Annotated in this window: 13 protein-coding genes; all 13 read right to left on the bottom strand. The window is 50.7% G+C overall.

The annotated features are described in order from the left end of the window. Positions 1–3 precede the first annotated feature (3 nt). The 13 genes from DWW13_RS02345 to DWW13_RS02285 all read right to left on the bottom strand — a co-directional run bounded on the left by DWW13_RS02345 (position 4) and on the right by DWW13_RS02285 (position 18195). Positions 4–2400 (bottom strand): efflux RND transporter periplasmic adaptor subunit, encoded by a 2397-nt coding sequence (locus DWW13_RS02345; RefSeq protein ID WP_117760812.1) that lies wholly within the window; start codon positions 2398–2400, stop codon positions 4–6. Beyond that, positions 2397–3080 (bottom strand): ABC transporter ATP-binding protein, encoded by a 684-nt coding sequence (locus DWW13_RS02340; RefSeq protein ID WP_022461144.1) that lies wholly within the window; start codon positions 3078–3080, stop codon positions 2397–2399. Before DWW13_RS02340 ends, DWW13_RS02345 begins: the two co-directional genes overlap by 4 nt. Continuing rightward, on the bottom strand, positions 3077–4522 hold the full coding sequence (locus tag DWW13_RS02335) for an efflux RND transporter periplasmic adaptor subunit (RefSeq protein WP_117760810.1): 1446 nt from the start codon (positions 4520–4522) through the stop codon (positions 3077–3079). The genes DWW13_RS02340 and DWW13_RS02335 overlap by 4 nt, the downstream gene beginning before the upstream one ends. 224 nt (positions 4523–4746) lie before the next feature. Continuing rightward, positions 4747–5010 carry a hypothetical protein gene (locus DWW13_RS02330; RefSeq protein ID WP_022461142.1) on the bottom strand — a complete coding sequence of 88 codons (264 nt, stop codon included), beginning with the start codon at positions 5008–5010 and terminating at the stop codon, positions 4747–4749. A 223-nt stretch (positions 5011–5233) separates the two neighbouring features. Further along, positions 5234–7042, bottom strand: coding sequence for an aspartate--tRNA ligase (gene aspS, locus DWW13_RS02325; RefSeq protein ID WP_055219456.1), 1809 nt, complete (start codon positions 7040–7042; stop codon positions 5234–5236). Positions 7043–7134: 92 nt separating this feature from the next. Further along, positions 7135–8391 carry a histidine--tRNA ligase gene (gene hisS, locus DWW13_RS02320; protein ID WP_055227609.1) on the bottom strand — a complete coding sequence of 419 codons (1257 nt, stop codon included), beginning with the start codon at positions 8389–8391 and terminating at the stop codon, positions 7135–7137. Then, positions 8324–9004: an HD-GYP domain-containing protein gene (locus tag DWW13_RS02315; protein WP_117760808.1), complete on the bottom strand. Its 681-nt coding sequence runs from the start codon at positions 9002–9004 to the stop codon at positions 8324–8326. The genes hisS and DWW13_RS02315 overlap by 68 nt, the downstream gene beginning before the upstream one ends. After that, complete coding sequence (hemZ, locus tag DWW13_RS02310) at positions 9001–10500, bottom strand: coproporphyrinogen dehydrogenase HemZ (protein WP_055265317.1); 1500 nt, start codon at positions 10498–10500, stop codon at positions 9001–9003. The genes DWW13_RS02315 and hemZ overlap by 4 nt, the downstream gene beginning before the upstream one ends. Continuing rightward, positions 10472–11095 (bottom strand): MBL fold metallo-hydrolase, encoded by a 624-nt coding sequence (locus tag DWW13_RS02305; protein ID WP_022461137.1) that lies wholly within the window; start codon positions 11093–11095, stop codon positions 10472–10474. The genes hemZ and DWW13_RS02305 overlap by 29 nt, the downstream gene beginning before the upstream one ends. A 15-nt stretch (positions 11096–11110) precedes the next feature. Beyond that, positions 11111–13408, bottom strand: coding sequence for a RelA/SpoT family protein (locus tag DWW13_RS02300; RefSeq protein ID WP_055265315.1), 2298 nt, complete (start codon positions 13406–13408; stop codon positions 11111–11113). A gap of 47 nt (positions 13409–13455) precedes the next feature. Then, positions 13456–13980 (bottom strand): adenine phosphoribosyltransferase, encoded by a 525-nt coding sequence (locus DWW13_RS02295; RefSeq protein WP_022461135.1) that lies wholly within the window; start codon positions 13978–13980, stop codon positions 13456–13458. 131 nt (positions 13981–14111) lie between these two features. Next, positions 14112–15836, bottom strand: coding sequence for a single-stranded-DNA-specific exonuclease RecJ (gene recJ, locus DWW13_RS02290; RefSeq protein WP_118719125.1), 1725 nt, complete (start codon positions 15834–15836; stop codon positions 14112–14114). Positions 15837–15915: 79 nt separating this feature from the next. After that, positions 15916–18195: a protein translocase subunit SecDF gene (locus DWW13_RS02285; protein WP_055219577.1), complete on the bottom strand. Its 2280-nt coding sequence runs from the start codon at positions 18193–18195 to the stop codon at positions 15916–15918. Positions 18196–18202: the final 7 nt, after the last annotated feature.

Genomic DNA, 18202 nt, shown 5'->3' with positions numbered 1-18202 from the left:
TCCTTAACTGTTGTAATAATCCGATGAACTGGATTCCTTCGTGTCTGCGCCTTCCACCACGGTTTTGCCGTACGGAAATGCAATGTAATCCTCTTCGGAAAGACCGCTCTTCACTTCGTAATAACTGCCCCACAGAAGTTTTCCGGTTACCACATTCTGTTTCTTTAATTTATCATTTTCATCCCGGATATAAACGAATTTCTGTCCGTTTTCCTCGCGGATGAATTCTTTGCTGACGTACAGGCCGTTGCCGTTTTCTACATCGTTTCCGACAGTGATTGCAATCTCGATCCAGTCACCGTTTTCAAAACCTTCTCCGCCTTCCGGGATAACGGCTGTGAACGGATAGAAGGAGGCTGGTGTCTCGCTGTACGACATGTAGCTTGTTGTCGGGTACGGAGAAATCTCGGTTACGGTTGCCGCTGCAAAAGCACCCGAAGACCAAGAAGTCACGTTGAGTTCATCGCCGACTTTTACCTGATCGAGATACGTCTCGCTTAAGTAGCCGCGCACGTACAGACCTTCGTTTCCACTGACCTGGATAAAGGCGCTTCCGTCGTTGGACGGGTTTTCTGCATTTCCAACCTTCTTTACCACACCACTGATCGTCGCTTTTACGGTCTGGGAATCCAGGGATTTCTGCGTATTTTTGACTTTGAGTTCCTCTTCCTTCTGATCCAGCTTCAGATTACGGATCTGGCTTTCTTTTTCGCTGATGGCTTTTTTCAATTCATCTTTTGTGTAGGTCATCTGGGTATCATCACCGGAAGAAGTATTGTTATTTGCGCTGCTTCCTGTGGATGATGTAAAGAGGGACTGTACCGATGCTTTTTCACCGTAGAATACGGTTTTTGCTGTCGTCTGCACTGCTTCCGGCGCATCTTCGCTCTGCGGTTCCGCTTCCGGTTCTGCCGGGGCTTCGGTCGGCGTCGGCGTTTCCGTCGGAACTGGGGTCTCGCTCGGCACCGGAGTTTCTGTTGGAACCGGCTCTGTGGTCGGAATCGGTGTTGTACTTGGTTCCGGGCTGACGGTCGGCTCTGGAGTTACACTCGGTCCCGGCGTAACGCTCGGGGTCGGAGTTACACTTGGTGTCGGGGTAATCGTTCCTTCTTTTACCGCCACATTTGCAGTGCTGACTGCCATGGAAGTACCCTTGTCATTTTTCGCTGTCACTTCTACTGTATAGATTCCGGCATCCTCTTTTGTGATGTTTTCTTTTGTGTAAGTATCCTTAAAATCTCCGTCGATTGTCTTTCCGTTGTGTTTCCAGACGTATGTGTAAGTGACATCCGTTTCGGTGTTTTCCGTGGAATCGTCTGCCTCACCGCTTCCATTTCCGGCTTCACCCGGCTGTGTCACATCGTCCTCGGACGGACTCTCGGTTCTATCATCCGTTTTATCGTCGGCTTTCTCATCCGGCTTCTCTTCGGTATCTTTCTTCTCATTGATTCCGATTTTCAGCTTCAGCTCGCCGCCCTCTGCCACCTCTGTGTTGGCAAGCGGCGTGGTGATTTTTATTTCCGGTGCATCCGCCGATTCGGATTCTTTCAGACTCAGGACTGCTTCATACGAAGTCTCGTATGCTTTCGCAATCTTCGTTCCATCCTGCTCCCACACGGTTTCCAGCGCCTCTGCGGCTTTGTTTTCCTCATGAATCTCCAGGCGAAACCAGTATCCTTCGCTGTCCTCTTCTTTTTTCGTTCCCTTTTCATCCGCGTATCCTGCCATCTGATTCAGGAATCCGCCTGTTAGGACTGTTCCCGGTGCGCAGAGATAGGTGTATGGGTCTTCCTGCGTTCCTTCTCCTTTGTATGGTTTGGAACCAAATACAAGCTTATTCGTACTGCTGTACAGAACAGCATCCTCGTACGTCGGCTCCGGTTCTGGGGTCGGAATCGGTTCGTCCGGGAAATCCGGATCGATGGGTTCATCTGGAAAATCCGGGAAATCCGGGAAATCCGGCTCCACCGGATTCAGCGGCGTATCCGATACCGGTTTTGTCTTTTTCAGCTTTTCCAGTTCTTTTTCACTCTGCTGGATTTTCAGCTTTGTCTGTGCAAGCTGTAACTGCTGCGTTTCCAGATCCAGCTTGATCATGCTGGTATCGTATGTCATCAGCGTGTCTCCGGCATTTACCACATCGCCCTCTTTGACGAGAACCTGGGAAATGGTCTGGCTGTCGGAAAGATAGATGTTCTGGGAAGCCGTCGAGGTGATCTGGCCTTCCATGTTCATGCTGTCTCCCCAGTAACCACTCGTAAAGTCACTGACCGGATACACTTTTACGGTCGTCTTCTGCGCCTGGCGGATGCCGTAATAACCGCCGACACTGACACCGCCCACGGCAACTGCGGTCACAACTGCAATCGCGGCTTTCTTTGCTGCTTTTCCTTTTTTCATGTTTCAGCCACCTCCTTCGATTTCATCATTCCGTCGCGGATCTCCACGGTGCGCTGTGCCATCGATGCGATCTCCGCGTCATGTGTAATCATCAAGATGCTGACGCCCTCGTCGTTCAGGCTCTGGAACAGCTCCATGACCTGCTCGCCGGAATGGGAGTCGAGTGCTCCGGTCGGCTCATCAGCCAGCAGAATTTTCGGATGGTTGACAATCGCTCTTGCAATCGCCACACGCTGTTTCTGTCCGCCGGAGAGCTGGGTCGGTTTGAAACTCATACGGTCGCCGAGCCCCACCCGCTCGAGGGCAATCGCTGCCCGCTCTCTTCTCTCTTTTTTCGGCACGCCCGCGTACGTCAACGGGAGGCATACATTTTCCATTGCGCTCTGTCTTGCAAGGAGTTGGAAGTTCTGGAAGACAAAGCCGATTTTCTGCAGGCGGATGTCCGACATCTGATTGTCACTGCATTTGCTGATGTCCTGTCCGTCGAGGATCAGCCGTCCGCTCGTCGCCTGGTCGAGACAGCCGACAATATTCATCAGTGTTGTTTTTCCGGAACCGGAAGGACCCATGATCGCAACGTACTCGCCTTCTTCCATGGAGAAGTTGATGTTTTTCAGAACCGGAACCGGGATTTTGCCCTGCATATATTCTTTACAGATATTCTCTAATTCCAGAATCACGGCTGCACCTCCCCGTCATCTGCTGATCCGGCTTCCTGTGTGTCTGCCGGTTCTGCCTTACCATTGTCGGCGCCGCCGATCACGTTCGTTGTATCTTCCTCACCGCTGTACTCTGCGCCGTCCATGGTATTGTCAACCATGCCGTTTTCATCCTGCGTCATACCGTCGTCGACCATTCCATCGTCGTTGTCAAGCATACCGTCATCCACCATTCCGTCATCCTCGCCGCCGGCCGGATTGCTCTGTCCCAGTGATCCGTCGGTGCTGACTACGGTCTTCATCCCTTCTTCCAGACCGTCCTCCGGGAAGGTGATTGCATCATCTTCTGCAAGGCCGTCGGTGATCTGATATTCCATCATATTTTCATCGTGTGTTCCAAGGGTTACGCTTCGTTTTTCCAGTTTGCCTTTTCCATTATCGGCCCAGACGTAAGGATTGCTGTCGACATCGTTGATAAAGGAGTCAGACAGCCAGATTCCTGTTTTGACTTCCTGCTGGCCGACATCCGGCTCTACGTAAACGTGCTGGCCGAGCATCAGGCCATTTGTTCCATTGAGCTGTACATAAAACGGATAGTTGCTTGACTGCGTCATACCGTCTCCCGAACTGCTGTAAACGTTATTGCTTCCTGTCCGTGCATTTTCCCGATCAATCTTTGTCACAGTTCCAGTCCAGGTCTGATTCTCATCTACACGAGAATGCACGATCACCTGGCTTCCTTCGGTAATCGAACCGTCGCTCATATTCTGTTCATTGATCTGGCCTTTTACACGGAAATCTCCCGTTGCAAGAACGGTCAGGAAGGAATTGTCGGAGTTGTCACCGGAGTAAGCGCCGGCGCTGCTGTCATCGTTGTTGATTGATTTTACAACACCGGCGATTTCGCTGATCACGGTCGCATTGGTGATGTTATCGTTTAATTTATCAATCTCCGCCTGTTTTGATTTTCCTTCATATTCTTTTTTCTTTAAATCCAGCTCCGCTTCCTGAATTTCCAGTGTGATGCTTGCCTGCTGGTCTTTTGATGCCTGCTTTTTATCTTTGTAAAGCTGGTCGATATTGGTATTCATACTTGAAAGTTCATTGTTTATGCGTTCCAGATCCAGCTGCGCCTGCTCGAGGTCACTCTGGAATTTCTCGGTATCGTAGGAGAACAGCGGTGTTCCGACCTGAACCTCCTGACCGACTTCCACATAAACTTCCTTTACCTTTTTCTCGCTGTTTTTCTCTACCTTCCAGGTATTTTCCGACTCCACAACACCGGCATAGCGGTTTTCCATTCCATTTCCAGTTCCCAGATTGGTCAGGGCTTTTACAGTATTGACATAGACGACGTTATCGTCCTCTTTTGTACTGTTTCCAAGGAAATGCCATGTCACTCCCCCTCCGGCTGCCGCCAGCACTGCGACTGCACACACAATCGCGATTACTTTTTTCTTCATACGCTTCCTCCCACTTTTCTATTTTTGCAAAGAATTTTTCAGTTTTTCCAAGTTAGCTCTATCGTATCACATTTTGTTTTTTGTTTTCTTACTTTTTCCTTACTCTTTTTTAAGCAAATACTGGCTTTTTTCTGAAAATAGATTTTTGTTTTTGTCATTAAAAACCTGCCTCCGTGTTTATGACGGAAAGCAGGTTTTCTTTCGAATCTGTTAGATTTTATTTTTTATGCTACAAGTTTCATCTCCCGCAGAATGCGGTATACGAGATAACAGATCAGCGCTGCACAGACCAGTTTGAACAGAAGCGGAACGACGGCGAACACGATTTTAAATCCAAGCCAGATCACGCCGATCGGGAGAAGAATAGTGGCGCATGCGCCGAGGACTTTTCCTCCAAATTTCAGCAGCAGTCCGACGATCCCAAATAAAATTCCAATTCCGCAGAGCAGACCAAAACAGGTTGCCAGCATGACTAATGTAACTAACATCGTGATTCCTCCTTGTCTTTTTCTCTATGTGTTCCACTTGCTATGGATGTTTCCGTATCTTTCTTACAAACCATATTGTAGCACTTTTTTCCAGCAAAACAACGGGGAAGACGTGGAAGAATTTCTTAAGTTTTTCTTTACACTGATCGAGTGAAACCTAAAAAAGGACAGACAACGCTGCACTTCTGCAAAATTGTCTGTCCTGTAAATTACAAAATTTTCTTTACTCTTCTGTTGTCTCTTCCTCAGCCTGCGGCTCAACCTCAAGACCAAGCTCTTCCAGCTGTGCTGCGTCAACCGGTGACGGAGCCTCGGTCATCAGACAGGAAGCATCTTTTACTTTCGGGAATGCGATGACGTCGCGGATGCTGTCCTCTTTTGCCATCAGCATAACGAGACGGTCCAGTCCGTAAGCCAGTCCGGCGTGAGGCGGAACTCCGTATTTGAATGCATCCAGAAGGAATCCGAAACGCTCATGTGCCTGTGCTTTTGTGAAGCCAAGCATCTCAAACATCTTCTCCTGCACATCGTTCTGGTGGATACGAACACTTCCTCCGCCGATCTCGGTACCGTTCAGGACGATATCGTAAGCTTTCGCACGAACTGCGCCCGGATCGGTGTCCAGAAGCGGCAGATCCTCGTCCATCGGCATGGTGAACGGGTGATGCATTGCGGTGAAACGGTTCTCCTCATCGGACCACTCCAGAAGCGGGAACTCGGTAATCCATACGAAACGGTACTCGTTCTTGTCGAGCAGTCCCATCTGCTCTGCCAGTTCCAGACGAAGTGCGCCAAGAACGTTCCAAACAATCTTGTTGCGGTCTGCTGCGAAGAGAAGAAGGTCTCCAGCCTGTCCGTCCATGGCTTTGATGAGGGCTTCCATCTGCTCCTCTGTCATAAATTTGGAGAAGGAAGATTTCCAGCTTCCATCCTCATGGATTGCAATGTATGCAAGACCTTTTGCACCGTAACCTTTCGCAAACTCAACGAGCTTGTCGATTTTCTTTCTCGGCATTGCGCCCTGTCCCTTTGCGTTAATACCGCGGACAGAACCGCCGTTTTCAAGTGCGCCCTTAAATACAACGAACTCGGTATCTTTTACGGTCTCGGAAACATCAACCAGCTCCATACCGAAACGCAGGTCCGGTTTGTCGGAACCGAAACGGTTCATAGCCTCTTTCCAGGTCATTCTCTGGATCGGGAGCTGTACCTCAACGCCGAGCACCTCTTTAAACAGGTGTGCCAGCAGTCTCTCATTGACATCGATAACATCATCTACATCAACGAAAGCAAGCTCCATATCGATCTGGGTGAACTCCGGCTGACGGTCGGCACGCAGGTCCTCGTCACGGAAACATTTTACGATCTGGATATAACGGTCATAGCCGGAGCACATCAGAAGCTGTTTGAACAGCTGCGGAGACTGCGGCAGTGCGTAGAAGCTGCCTGGATGAACACGGCTCGGTACCAGGTAATCTCTGGCGCCTTCCGGTGTGGATTTCGTCAGCATCGGGGTTTCGATCTCAAGGAAGCCTTCTTTGGACATGAACTCACGGGTGAGCATTGCCACTTTGCTTCTCATGATCAGGTTTCTCTGGATGTCCGGGCGGCGCAGATCCAGGTAACGGTATTTCAGACGGAGCTCTTCTCTCGTCTTGGAATCCTCCTCGATCGGGAACGGCGGGGTTTCTGCCTCGGAAAGAATGCGTAAGGACTCAGCCTTTACTTCGAGCTCTCCTGTTGCCAGATTTTCATTGACAGCACCGGAGCGGGCCATAACTTCACCTTCTACGGCGATGACGAACTCGCTGCGCAGTTTTGCTGCTTTCTCAAAACCTTCCTCACTGATCGGGCCGTTCTCAAAGATAATCTGCATAATACCGCTTCTGTCACGCAGATCGACGAAAATAATTCCGCCTTTATTACGGCTCTTCTGTACCCAGCCCATCAGGGTTACTTTTTTTCCGATATCTGCTTTTGTGACTTCCGCACAGCGGCAGGTTCTCTTCAGGCCTTTCATGGATTCAGCCATTTTCTTGTTCCTCCTATTTGGAACTGCGGACACAAAGAATCTGCATCCGCAGCACATCGTTTTTTCATGCGATTACTATTATTGGATATTCCTTACATTTTGTCAACAAAAAATTCTTCGATCTCAGTGTAGCCCTCGCTGGCAAGCTGCTCTTTCTGGAATTTCTTGTTCTTCTTCATCACGGCAATGTTGATGGCCGTGCCTTCACTTCTCTCTTTTGTCGCCTGCTGAATGATCTTCTGCATTCCCTCTGCCGGCATGTTTTTCTCGATCAGGTACGCTTTTTTCTTCTGTGCGCCCGGGATCTGGTAATCTCTCTCAAGCAGAAGCATAACGATACGCTCAAATCCGATGGAGAATCCGCATGCGCAGGTCTGGTTTCCGGTGAATTTTCCGATCATTTCATCGTAGCGTCCGCCGCCTCCGACAGATCCGCCGTACTCATCCATAGCGATCTCGAAGATCGGTCCGGTGTAGTAGGACATTCCGCGCACCAGAGTCGGATCGAAAGCGATCTTGAATTCTGCGGTCTTCACGGCATTGACACTGTCGATGATGGTCTTCAGGCCGTCTGCGTACTCTTTGTCAAGGAATCCCTCGAGTTTCTCACGGCAGTACTCTACGCCTGCGGTATCCGGGGTGATCTCCTCGAACATTTTCAGGTATTTCTCTACGGACTCTTTTGCAAAGCCGGCTTCCTCGAGCTCTTTGGCAACGCCCTCAAAACCGATTTTATCCATCTTATCGAGGATAATAAATACGGTGTCATAGGACTCCTCCGGGAATCCGCTGTAGGCTGCCATTGCTTTTAAGATACGGCGGTCATTGATACGGATCGTAAAGTTCTTGAAGTCCAGTTTTCCAAGCAGTGTGGTGGTAGCAAGGATCAGCTCAATCTCTGCGAGGTTGGTCGGCTCGCCGAGGATATCGATATCGCACTGCATGAACTGGCGGTATCTTCCTCTCTGCGGACGGTCTGCACGCCATACATTTCCCATCTGAAGTGCTTTGAACGGGGACGGAAGCTCGTTTGCGTTGTTGGAATAGTAACGGCAGAGCGGAACGGTCAGGTCATAACGCAGGCCGCTGTCTACGAGATCGTTTTCTTTCTCAGCGGTCTCGAGTTTCAGCTTCTCTCCTCTTTTTAAGATCTTGAAAATCAGTTTCTCATTCTCGCCGCCCTGTTTGCTGTTCAGGTTTTCGATGTGCTCCACGCATGGGGTCTCCATGGAGGTAAAGCCGAAGGTTCCGTAAGTTTCCTTGATCAGACGGATCACGTAGTCACGGATTGCCATTTCTTTCGGTAAAATATCTTTCATTCCGGTAACCGGTTTCTTCTTTAATGCCATTTTCTGTTTTCTCCTTTATGATTTCCTGGATCAATTCATCAACATCAGAAAGCTCGATTGCTTTCCGGCTGCCGCTGTGGATCACTCTCTGAAATGCCAGGAACATTTTCAGATCGAAATTTTTGACTTCTTCTGTCATAAGCTCCATCGCCTGTTCCCGCGGAAACGCACTCCGGTACGGGCGGTCGGAGGTCAGCGCGCAGTACACATCACAGATGCGTAAGATACGCGCCCCAAACGGAATCTTTTCTCCCGCCAGATTGGCCGGATACCCGGTTCCGTCATAATTTTCATGGTGATACAGAATACTCTCCAGCACAAAATCGGAGTAGCCGCGTCCCTGCAGGAGTTCATAGCCCAGTGTGGAATGGGTCCGCACAAAGCGCATCTCCTCGACGACGAGCGTATCCTGTTCTTCTACGTAATTCTCCAGTACAATCTTTCCGATATCGTGGAGAACGCCCGCTTTTGCAAGCTCATAGCAGATTTCTTTCTCATACCCCAGTTCCCGCGCAAGATCGTAAGCTAAATTGCTCACTTCCATGCCATGGATGAGCTGCTCGGTCAGGGTATAGCGCAGCATGTGAAGCTGCTGACTGGAATTTTCTTTCATTTTGGCAGATACTTCTCCATTCCGATACGCTTTCTCTCGATCATTTCATCGATACGCTCCACGTAGTTTTTCAGATCCTTCACGTTCTCCACCCGCTCAATGCGCTCTCCGTGTTCAAACACGAATTTCGTGGACGCTCCGGCTCCCGCGGCCAGAATGGACTGTTTTTCCTCCATAATGAGGATGTTGTAGATGCCTGCTTTTCCTTCGCGGGAGTAGCCGACATTCTCAAAGTTACCCGCCATATTTTTCTGGCGGTACATGTAATACGGTCCCATCTCCATGCGGTGTGCGCTGTCCATCGTCATTTTCATGATCTCGGCAGAGTTTTCAAACGAGATCTCCTGATATTTGTCTTTGAACAGGTTGAGTCTCGTTGCACGCTTTAACGCAAGGGAATGGACGGTCAGGGAATCCGGATTCAGCGCTTCCACTTTTTCCAACGTATGCGCCACTTTTTCCTTGTCCTCACCCGGCAGACCGACGATCAGATCCATGTTGATGTTGTCAAATCCAAGGGAACGCGCCATGCGGAACTTCTCCTCGATCTCCTCCACGGTATGGTGGCGTCCGATCAGATCCAGCGTTTCCTGGTTCATGGTCTGTGGATTGATCGAAATACGGGTGACCGGGAATTTGCGGATGGCTTTTAAGACCTCCTCATTGATCGTATCCGGCCGTCCTGCCTCCACGGTGAACTCCTGCACCTGCTCCATCGGGAAGAGCTCTGTCACTTTCGTGAGCAGGCGCTCCATCTGTGCCGCATTCAGTGTGGTCGGCGTACCGCCTCCGATGTAGATCGTATCAAGGGTGTAATCCTTCATGTTCTCACTGATAAAGATCAGTTCTTTGATCAGTGCATCGAGATACGGATCTACCATATGCTCCCAGCGGCTTAACACATGGGAGCCGAAGGAACAGTACAGGCAGATGCTCGGACAGAACGGGATGCCGATGTACAGGCTGTAACCGTGTTCGTAGTCGATCGTCTTTAAAATGTCCTTTTCCCGGTTGGCAATCGTGATCGCAAGTGCCGTCTTTTCCGGGCTGGTGTAGTAAGTTTCGCGCATGTATTTCGCAATCTCTACATTTTTTTTACCCTCTTCAAGCATCTTCATCGGAATTTTCGTCGGACGGATGCCGGTGAGATCGCCCCATGGAAGTTCTTTGCCGCTCACTTCGGAAAGCGTGCGGTATACCATCCGTTTCAGGACATTTTTCGTTTCATGGCGGTCTTTTTCATATTCCACCGCCTCACACTGCGAAGCGAGCGTCTCATGTTTCTCGTCTGCAATCGAAAAACAGATCTGATCCGCCTCGTATGTGATCGTATCATAATATGCAAATTCCCCGTCCGGCGCCCCATCCTCTTCGTACCATGAGGTAATCTCACAGCCCGGATAGAATGCCTTGATCAGGGAATACACATCGTATTCAAAATCTTTTCTATTAAAACAAAGGCTGATATTAAGCAAGGGGATTGTACCTCTTTTCATGTTCAATCGTAGTTTCATCGTTGTGGCCCGGATACACGGTCACATCCCCGGGAAGCTCTTTTAACAGGCGCTTGACCGACGCGATCAGCTCTCTGCCGGAGGATGTCGGGAAGTCGTATCTTCCGTAGGACTCGCAGAACAGCGTATCACCGGAAAAAAGTGCTTTCTCTGCCGGAATATAGTAGCAGACACCGCCTGCCGTGTGCCCCGGTGTCGCAAGAACGTGGATTTCAAAATCTGCGAGATGAAGCACATCGCCCTCTTTTACGGTTTTGTCCGCCTGCATTGTGTACGGTTTGCTCCAGAGCCCGGAAAGATTTTCCTTTGGATCCCCCAGCAGGTGCTGCTCTTTTTCATGGACATAGACCGGGATATGGTATTTTTTCCGCAGCGCATCCGCTGCCAGCATATGGTCGAAATGGCCATGGGTCAGCAGAATGGCCTCCGGGTCGCCGTCGATCTCATCGATCTGGCGTTCAATCTCCAGCGGCGAATCGCCCGGGTCCACGATCAGCACCTTCTGGCTGTCCGGATTTTCCACAACGTAGCAGTTTGTCGAGAGCATTCCAAGTGCCCGGTAATTTACCTTTATCATACGCTTTTCTCCTTTTTATCCTCTCGATCTCTGAATATCGATCACGCTCTCCACCTGGCGCACCTTCTCGATGATGCTGTTCAGCTCTTCGTTGTTGTGCACGTCGAACGTCACATCGATGGAAGCCGTTCCCTGCTTGCTCGTTCTCACGTTCATCGCCGCAAGGTCGATCTTCCGCTCGGTAAAGATCTTGGAGATATCCACCAGAAGACCGGTACGGTTGTTTGCGTAAACGCTGATCTCCACGGTATAGAGAGAGCCGCCGTTGTCCTCTGCCTGCCATTCAGCATCAATGAGGCGCGCCCGCTCAGATTCCGGCAGATTCAGGACATTGACACAGTCGGTGCGGTGAATGGTCACGCCGCGTCCTCTTGTGACAAAGCCCACGATCTCATCGCCCGGGATCGGATTGCAGCATTTGGAGAAGCGAACTGCCACATCGTGGATACCGCGCACGACGATGCCGCCCTTGCTCTTTCCAACCGGCAGAACTTTCTCTCCGGATGCCGCCTCGAGCACCTGCTCGTCGGTGATCTCTTTTTTATGCTGCTTTTCGTACGTCTCAATCAGCTTGTTGAGGACCTGGCCCTCTTTTAAGCCGCCGTGGCCGATGGCCGCAAGAACGGAATCCCAGTCGCGGAAGCCGTACTTTCTCATGACAGCCTCTTCGTACATCGGTTTCGTATAGATTCCAAGATTTTTGCCCTTCAGCTTTGCATAGTTGGTGAGCATTTCCTTGCCTTTGACGATGTTGTCCGTCTTGTTCTGCTGGCGGAACCACTGGTTGATGCGGCTCTTTGCCTGGGAACTCTTCGCAATTTTCAGCCAGTCGCGGCTCGGTCCCTTGGAGTTCTGCGAGGTGATGATCTCGACGCGGTCTCCGTTGTGAAGTTCCGTCTCGATCGGCACGAGTTTTCCGTTGACCCTCGCTCCGACCATCTTGTTGCCGACCGCACTATGGACGGAGTAAGCAAAGTCGATGGCACAGGAGCCGACCGGAAGCGTTTTGACATCGCCCGCCGGGCTGAAACAGTAAACATTGTCAGCAAACAGGTCGAGATCGCTCTTTAAGAGGTTCATGAACTCATGGTTGTCCGCCATGTCCTGCTGCCACTCCAGAATCTGGCGCAGCCAGGTCAGTTTTTCCTCTTCCTGCTCCGGTCCCGGTTTCTTGCCGTCGGAGGCCTCTTTGTATTTCCAGTGTGCAGCGATACCGTATTCTGCAATCCGGTGCATCTCATAAGTACGGATCTGAATCTCAAACGGCTGTCCGTTCGGTCCGATCAGGGTTGTATGCAGGGACTGGTAACGGTTTGGCTTCGGCATCGCAATGTAATCTTTGAAACGGCCCGGGATCGGCGTGTACATTTCATGGATGACACCGAGCGCTGCATAGCAGTCTTTGACGGATTCCACGATGATGCGGACCGCAAAGAGGTCATAGATCTGATCCAGCGTCTTGTGCTGGTTGACCATCTTTTTGTAGATGCTGAAAAAGTGCTTGATTCGTCCGTTGACATCTGCCTCAATGCCGGCCTGGTGGATATGACGGGTCACCTCTTTTACGATCGCATCGACAAACTCCTGCCGCTGCTCCCGCTTCATGCTGACCTTCTGCACCAGTTCATAGTACGCATCCGGCTCCAGATATTTCAGAGAAAGGTCATCGAGTTCGACCTTGATCTTGGAAATACCGAGGCGCTGTGCGATCGGGGCATAGATATCCATCGTCTCACGCGCTTTTTTCTTCTGCGTCTCCGGCGACCAGTACTGTGCGGTCCGCATGTTGTGCAGACGGTCCGCCAGTTTTACCAGAATAACGCGGATATCCTTTGCCATCGCAAGGAACATCTTTCTCAGGTTTTCTGCCTGCTCCTCGACCTTATCCGCAGAATATTTCAGCTGTGCCAGCTTCGTGACACCGCTTACAATCAGGGACACCTCCGGGCCGAACTCCTCGGTCAGCTCTTCTTCGGTCATGACGGTATCTTCGACAACGTCGTGCAGAAGGCCTGCCGCGATCGACTCCTTGTCGAGCTCCAGATCTGCCAGGATAATTGCCACACAGAGCGGATGGATGATGTACGGTTCCCCGCTCTTTCTTTTCTGGTCCTTATGTGCATCCGCTGCCACGCGGTATGCTTTTTCGATCAGGGAAATATCGTCCGATGGATGATATTTTTTCACAGAAGCGATCAATTCCCCGTATAATTCCTCCGGACTTGTAAAATCGTCCGTCTTGCGGATTCTGGCTTCTGCCGCCGCCACATCCTTCTTTAATTCTTCTTCACTGATTCTTTTCTCTTCTTCCATATGTATCCTCCGCTCTCATGATTAACCCCTGCGTTTCGTTGGATACGTTATTTGCCATCGTAACGGATGACAGATTTTACATCATATTTTGCCAGTTTTTCGCGTCCTTTTAAGCCGGCAAGCTCCATCAGGAACACGATTCTGGTTACTTCGCCGCCGAGGCGCTCGATCATTTTTGCACAGGCTTCCACGGTACCGCCGGTTGCAATCAGGTCGTCGATGATGACTACCTTCTGGCCCGGTTTGATGGAGTCTTTGTGCATCTCGATCGTTGCGCTGCCGTACTCCAGGTCATAGCTCTCCTCGACGGTCTCCAGAGGAAGTTTTCCTTTTTTACGGATCGGCACGAACGGTTTGTGCAGATTGTAAGCAATCGGCATACCGAAAATGAAGCCGCGGGACTCGGTTCCGCAGATTACATCACAGTCTACTTCTTCTACAAAATGCTGCATCTCATCTATGGCAAGCTGCAGTCCGTCTGCGTCCTGCAGGATACTCGTTACATCTCTGAAAATAATACCCGGTTCCGGGAAATCCGGAATACTTCTTACGTAATCCTCTACTTTTTTCATAAAATATTCCTCCGTTTCGTCAAGGTTTGACAATTCACCTTACAGTATAGCATCAATATTCTTCTGCGTCAATTTCGTTTCCGATAGAAAACAGGGCAGAAAAATCAGGTATTTGCGGCTTTTCTGCATCTTTAAAAATAACTCTGGATATTGATCTGTAATTTGTCGCGTCCGTTCCACGTATCGATCGACGGATAGTACGCTACCGAGAGGGCCGGATGTGCATCCACGTATGCGGCGAACGCTTCTCCCTCGCCGAAATAGACACCATCCATCTGGTATCCGCCCGCATCGGCAAGCTGTACTTTCACCACGTTTCTATTCTTTCCAAAAATGCGGTAATTTAATACAGTCAGTCCTTTCTGTGCGAACAGCGGTTTCGTGTTGCCTTTTCCGAACGGCTCCAAGAGACTTAACTGGCGGATCAGATTTTTGGTGATGTAGGTGATCGGCATCGGCACATCGATCACGACTTTTTCGACGAAATCCTCTTCCGTCAGCGTGGACTTATCGTTCAGTGCCCGGCGGAACGGTTCGATCATCTCCTCTCCTGCGAGGGAAAGGCCCGCAGCCATCGGGTGGCCGCCGAATTTCGTCATCAGTTCTTTGCATTTGCAGAGCTCCTCATACATCGAATACGCTTCGATCGAGCGGCCGGAGCCCTTGACGCCCTCCTCACTTCTGGTGAGTACGAAGGATGGTTTGTGGAAGTGCTCCCGCAGGCGACCTGCGATGATTCCGGCAAGGCTCTCGTGGCAGTCCGGCAGATAGACGACGAGGACTTTGTCGTTCTGCAGCGGGGAGGTTTCCACGAGCTCGATTGCTTTCGCCTCACCCTGGCGCGTCAGCTCTTTGCGGCTTTCATTCAGGTCTTTCAAGTCCCCGGCAAGCTTTGCGGCCTCCTCACGTGTCTTTGCGCAGAGCAGTTTTAACGAATGCTCCGCCGTGTCAAGCCGTCCCGATGCGTTGATGCACGGGCCGAGAACGAAGCCGATGTGATACGGTGTCACGTTTTCCGCCTCGATGCCCTGCACACGGATCAGCTCCTGCAGGCCGAGGTTCTGCGTTTTATGGAGCGCCCGAAGGCCGGCTTTTACAAAAATCCGGTTTTCTCCCTGCAGATCCATCACATCACCGATCGTCGCAATGGCGACAAATTCCAGAAAGCGGAAGCTGTGCTCCTTTGGAATACCTGCTTTTGCCTCCATCGTCTGGATCAGTTTCCATGCGACGGCCGCACCGCAGAGGCCCGGAAACGGATAGGAACAGTCTTTCTGTTTCGGATTGACAACCGCGTCCGCCGGCGGCAGGATGTAGCGGCGTTCTCCGTTTTCATCCTCCTCAAACGGAACCTCGTGGTGGTCCGTCACAACAACCGTCATGCCGAGCTCTTTTGCCAGACGGATCTGACTGCTCGCCGCGATGCCGTTGTCACAGGTGACGATCGTGTCCCGCCCCTCATCCGCGGCAAACTGCACAAGATGCTCATTTAAGCCGTATCCGTCTGCAATCCGGTCCGGGATACGCACATCCACATCGGCACCGAGATCTTTTAAGCCGGTCAGCAGAATATACGTTGCCGTAACACCGTCGATGTCGTAGTCCCCGATGATGCGGATCGGCTTTTTCTCCCGGATTTTTTCTGCGATCAGATCTGCCGCGCGCTCCATATCCTTCATCAGCAGCGGATCGTGGAGCTGCTCCAGATCACCGAAGAGATACTCTTCGATCTCTTTCTCCCCGGTCACATCCCGGTTCCGGATCAGGCGGGCAATGACGGGATCGATGCCGAACCGGTCCGCAATTGCCTGGAAATCGGCGCGTTTTGCCGAAACTACCCAGCGTTCTTTCTTCATATATTCTCCTCTTTCCTGTTAGCAGGAAACGCCGGACTTTTCCGGTCCGGCGTTTCTCTTTTTATGGTTTTTGCTGCTTTTATTTATTTTTTGTCTTATTCTGTACTGCTTTGGACGGCACATATTTGTTTTTTCCAACGTGCTTCATCACATACCACAGGGCACCTGTGATGCAGACAGAAGTGTAAGCTCCGCATACGATACCAACCATCAGAGGTGCTGCAAAGTCGCGGATGGAAGAAACTCCCATCACGAACAGAACAAAGATGGTGATAAAGGTGGTGAGGGAACTGTAAATGCTTCGGGTCAGGGTGTCCGTGATGCAGCGGTCAACCAGAGACTCGATCGGCTCTCTCTTTAACTCCGGCAGATTCTCACGGATACGGTCGAAGATGACGATCGTACTGTTGATGGAATAGCCGAGGATCGTCAGCATACACGCGATAAAGGTGCTGCCGACCGAAATACGGGATACCACATAGAATCCGAATACAATGGCGATATCGTGCATCAGTGCAAGGATGGCACTCGATGCAAAACGGATGTCGCGGAAACGGATCCAGATGTACAGCAGCATGCAGACTACAGCGATGATAACTGCTTTCATTGCATTCTGGCTCATCTCTTTACTTACAGTAGAAGAAATGTTGTCGAAAGTGATTTCAGAAGTATCGACACCGAAATTGTCTGCCATTGCCTGGTAAACCTGCTCACGCTCTTCCAGAGTCAGAGAACGTGTTTTGATGATGACATTGTTGCCTCCGACAACCTTTGTCATCTGAATATTGGAATCTTTTGTCACGCCTTCCACAACCGGCTCTACCTCTTTGTCCAGCTCTTCGATGGAGTAATCCTCGTTGAACGGAACGTTGATGGAAGTACCGCCCTTGAAGTCAAGGCCGAAGTTCAGTGCGCTTCCCTTTGTCTGATGCATGAAAATCATGCTGGCCGGAACGGCAAGCAGCAGAATGCAGGAGATCGTGAAGAAGATCTTTCTCTTTTCCACAAATGGAAATCCCTTGCGCTCTTTCTTGGTTCCGTAGTATTTCGCATCCTTCAGTCCCATACCGTACAGGCTGTTGACCAGCAGTCTGGAAACAACCATGGCGCTGAACATGGAAAGAACAATACCAAGAGCAAGTGTCATGGCGAATCCGCGGACACTTCCGCTTGCGAGTGCATACAGAACGGCTGCTGCAATCAGAGTCGTTACGTTTCCGTCCAGGATGGCGGAAGCTGCCTTCTTGAATCCGTCGCGGATTGCTGCATGAACCGTCTTTCCGGCACCGATCTCCTCCTCGATACGGGCGTAGATGATAACGTTCGCATCGACTGCCATACCGATCGACAGGATAACACCAGCGATACCAGGCAGAGTCAGGGTCAGGTCAAATGCATTTAAAGAAATCAGGTTCAGCTCAACGTAAATGAGCAGTGCCCATCCGGCTGCAATACCAGGCAGGCGGTATACAACTGCAAGGAAGATGATGATCAGGATAATGCCGATCGCTCCTGCTTTCACGCTGGTGGAAACAGCTGCAGATCCAAGCTGTGCTCCAACGACGCTGGAGTTGATCTCCTCAAGTTTCAGGGAAAGGGAACCGATACGGAGGGTGGATGCCAGGCTGGTTGCTTCATCCCAGTCCATGTTTCCGCCGGAGATGACTGCAGTACCATCGGAAATCACAGCGTTTACACTCGGTACACTGACGAATTTCTCATCATAGTAGATACCGATGCTCTTTCCTGCGCTGTAGGCTTCCTGGGTTGCGTCTGCAAATTTCTGTTTTCCTTCGTCGGTCATTTTCAGCTGAACGACGCTCTCGGTTGCTTTTGTGGTGGAGTTCTGCTGATGCATGGCTTCTGCGCTCTCCACATCTTTACCAGTCAGAACGACGGAGCCGTCCTCCTCGAGCTCTTCGATAGTTTTTCCGTTCAGAACGTACTCGCCGGTCGAGCTGTCGTAGGTGTAGTTTTCTGTTCCGTCATCGTTGGTCTGTTTGATGAAATACAGGCTTCCCGGTTTACCCATCTCTTCCAGAATGGTGGTTGCATCGGTTGCACCCGGGATTTCAATGGTGATACGGTTGTCGCCCTGCAGATATACCTGTGCCTCTTCGCTGTACTGCTGCGCACGCTGTTCCAGCTTGTAGCGGGTATCTGACATTTCTTCGTCTGTCGGGTTGTCCTTTACGGCCTGATAGGTAATGCTGACACCGCCGGACAGATCCAGACCCAGGTTGATGTTCTTCATCGAACCGGTTCCGGTAGGACCCCATCCTTTGATCATCGTCCATCCAAGAAGCACTGTTACAATGGCTGCCAGGACGAGTGCGATGATACTCTGTTTCTTCTTCATCATGTCG

Origin of the sequence: Blautia sp. AF14-40, from assembly GCF_003479665.1 — a bacterium.
Lineage (GTDB): Bacteria > Bacillota > Clostridia > Lachnospirales > Lachnospiraceae > Fusicatenibacter > Fusicatenibacter saccharivorans.
Note: the sequence above shows the minus strand (reverse complement) of the source record. Positions and strands in the feature narration are given on the sequence as shown.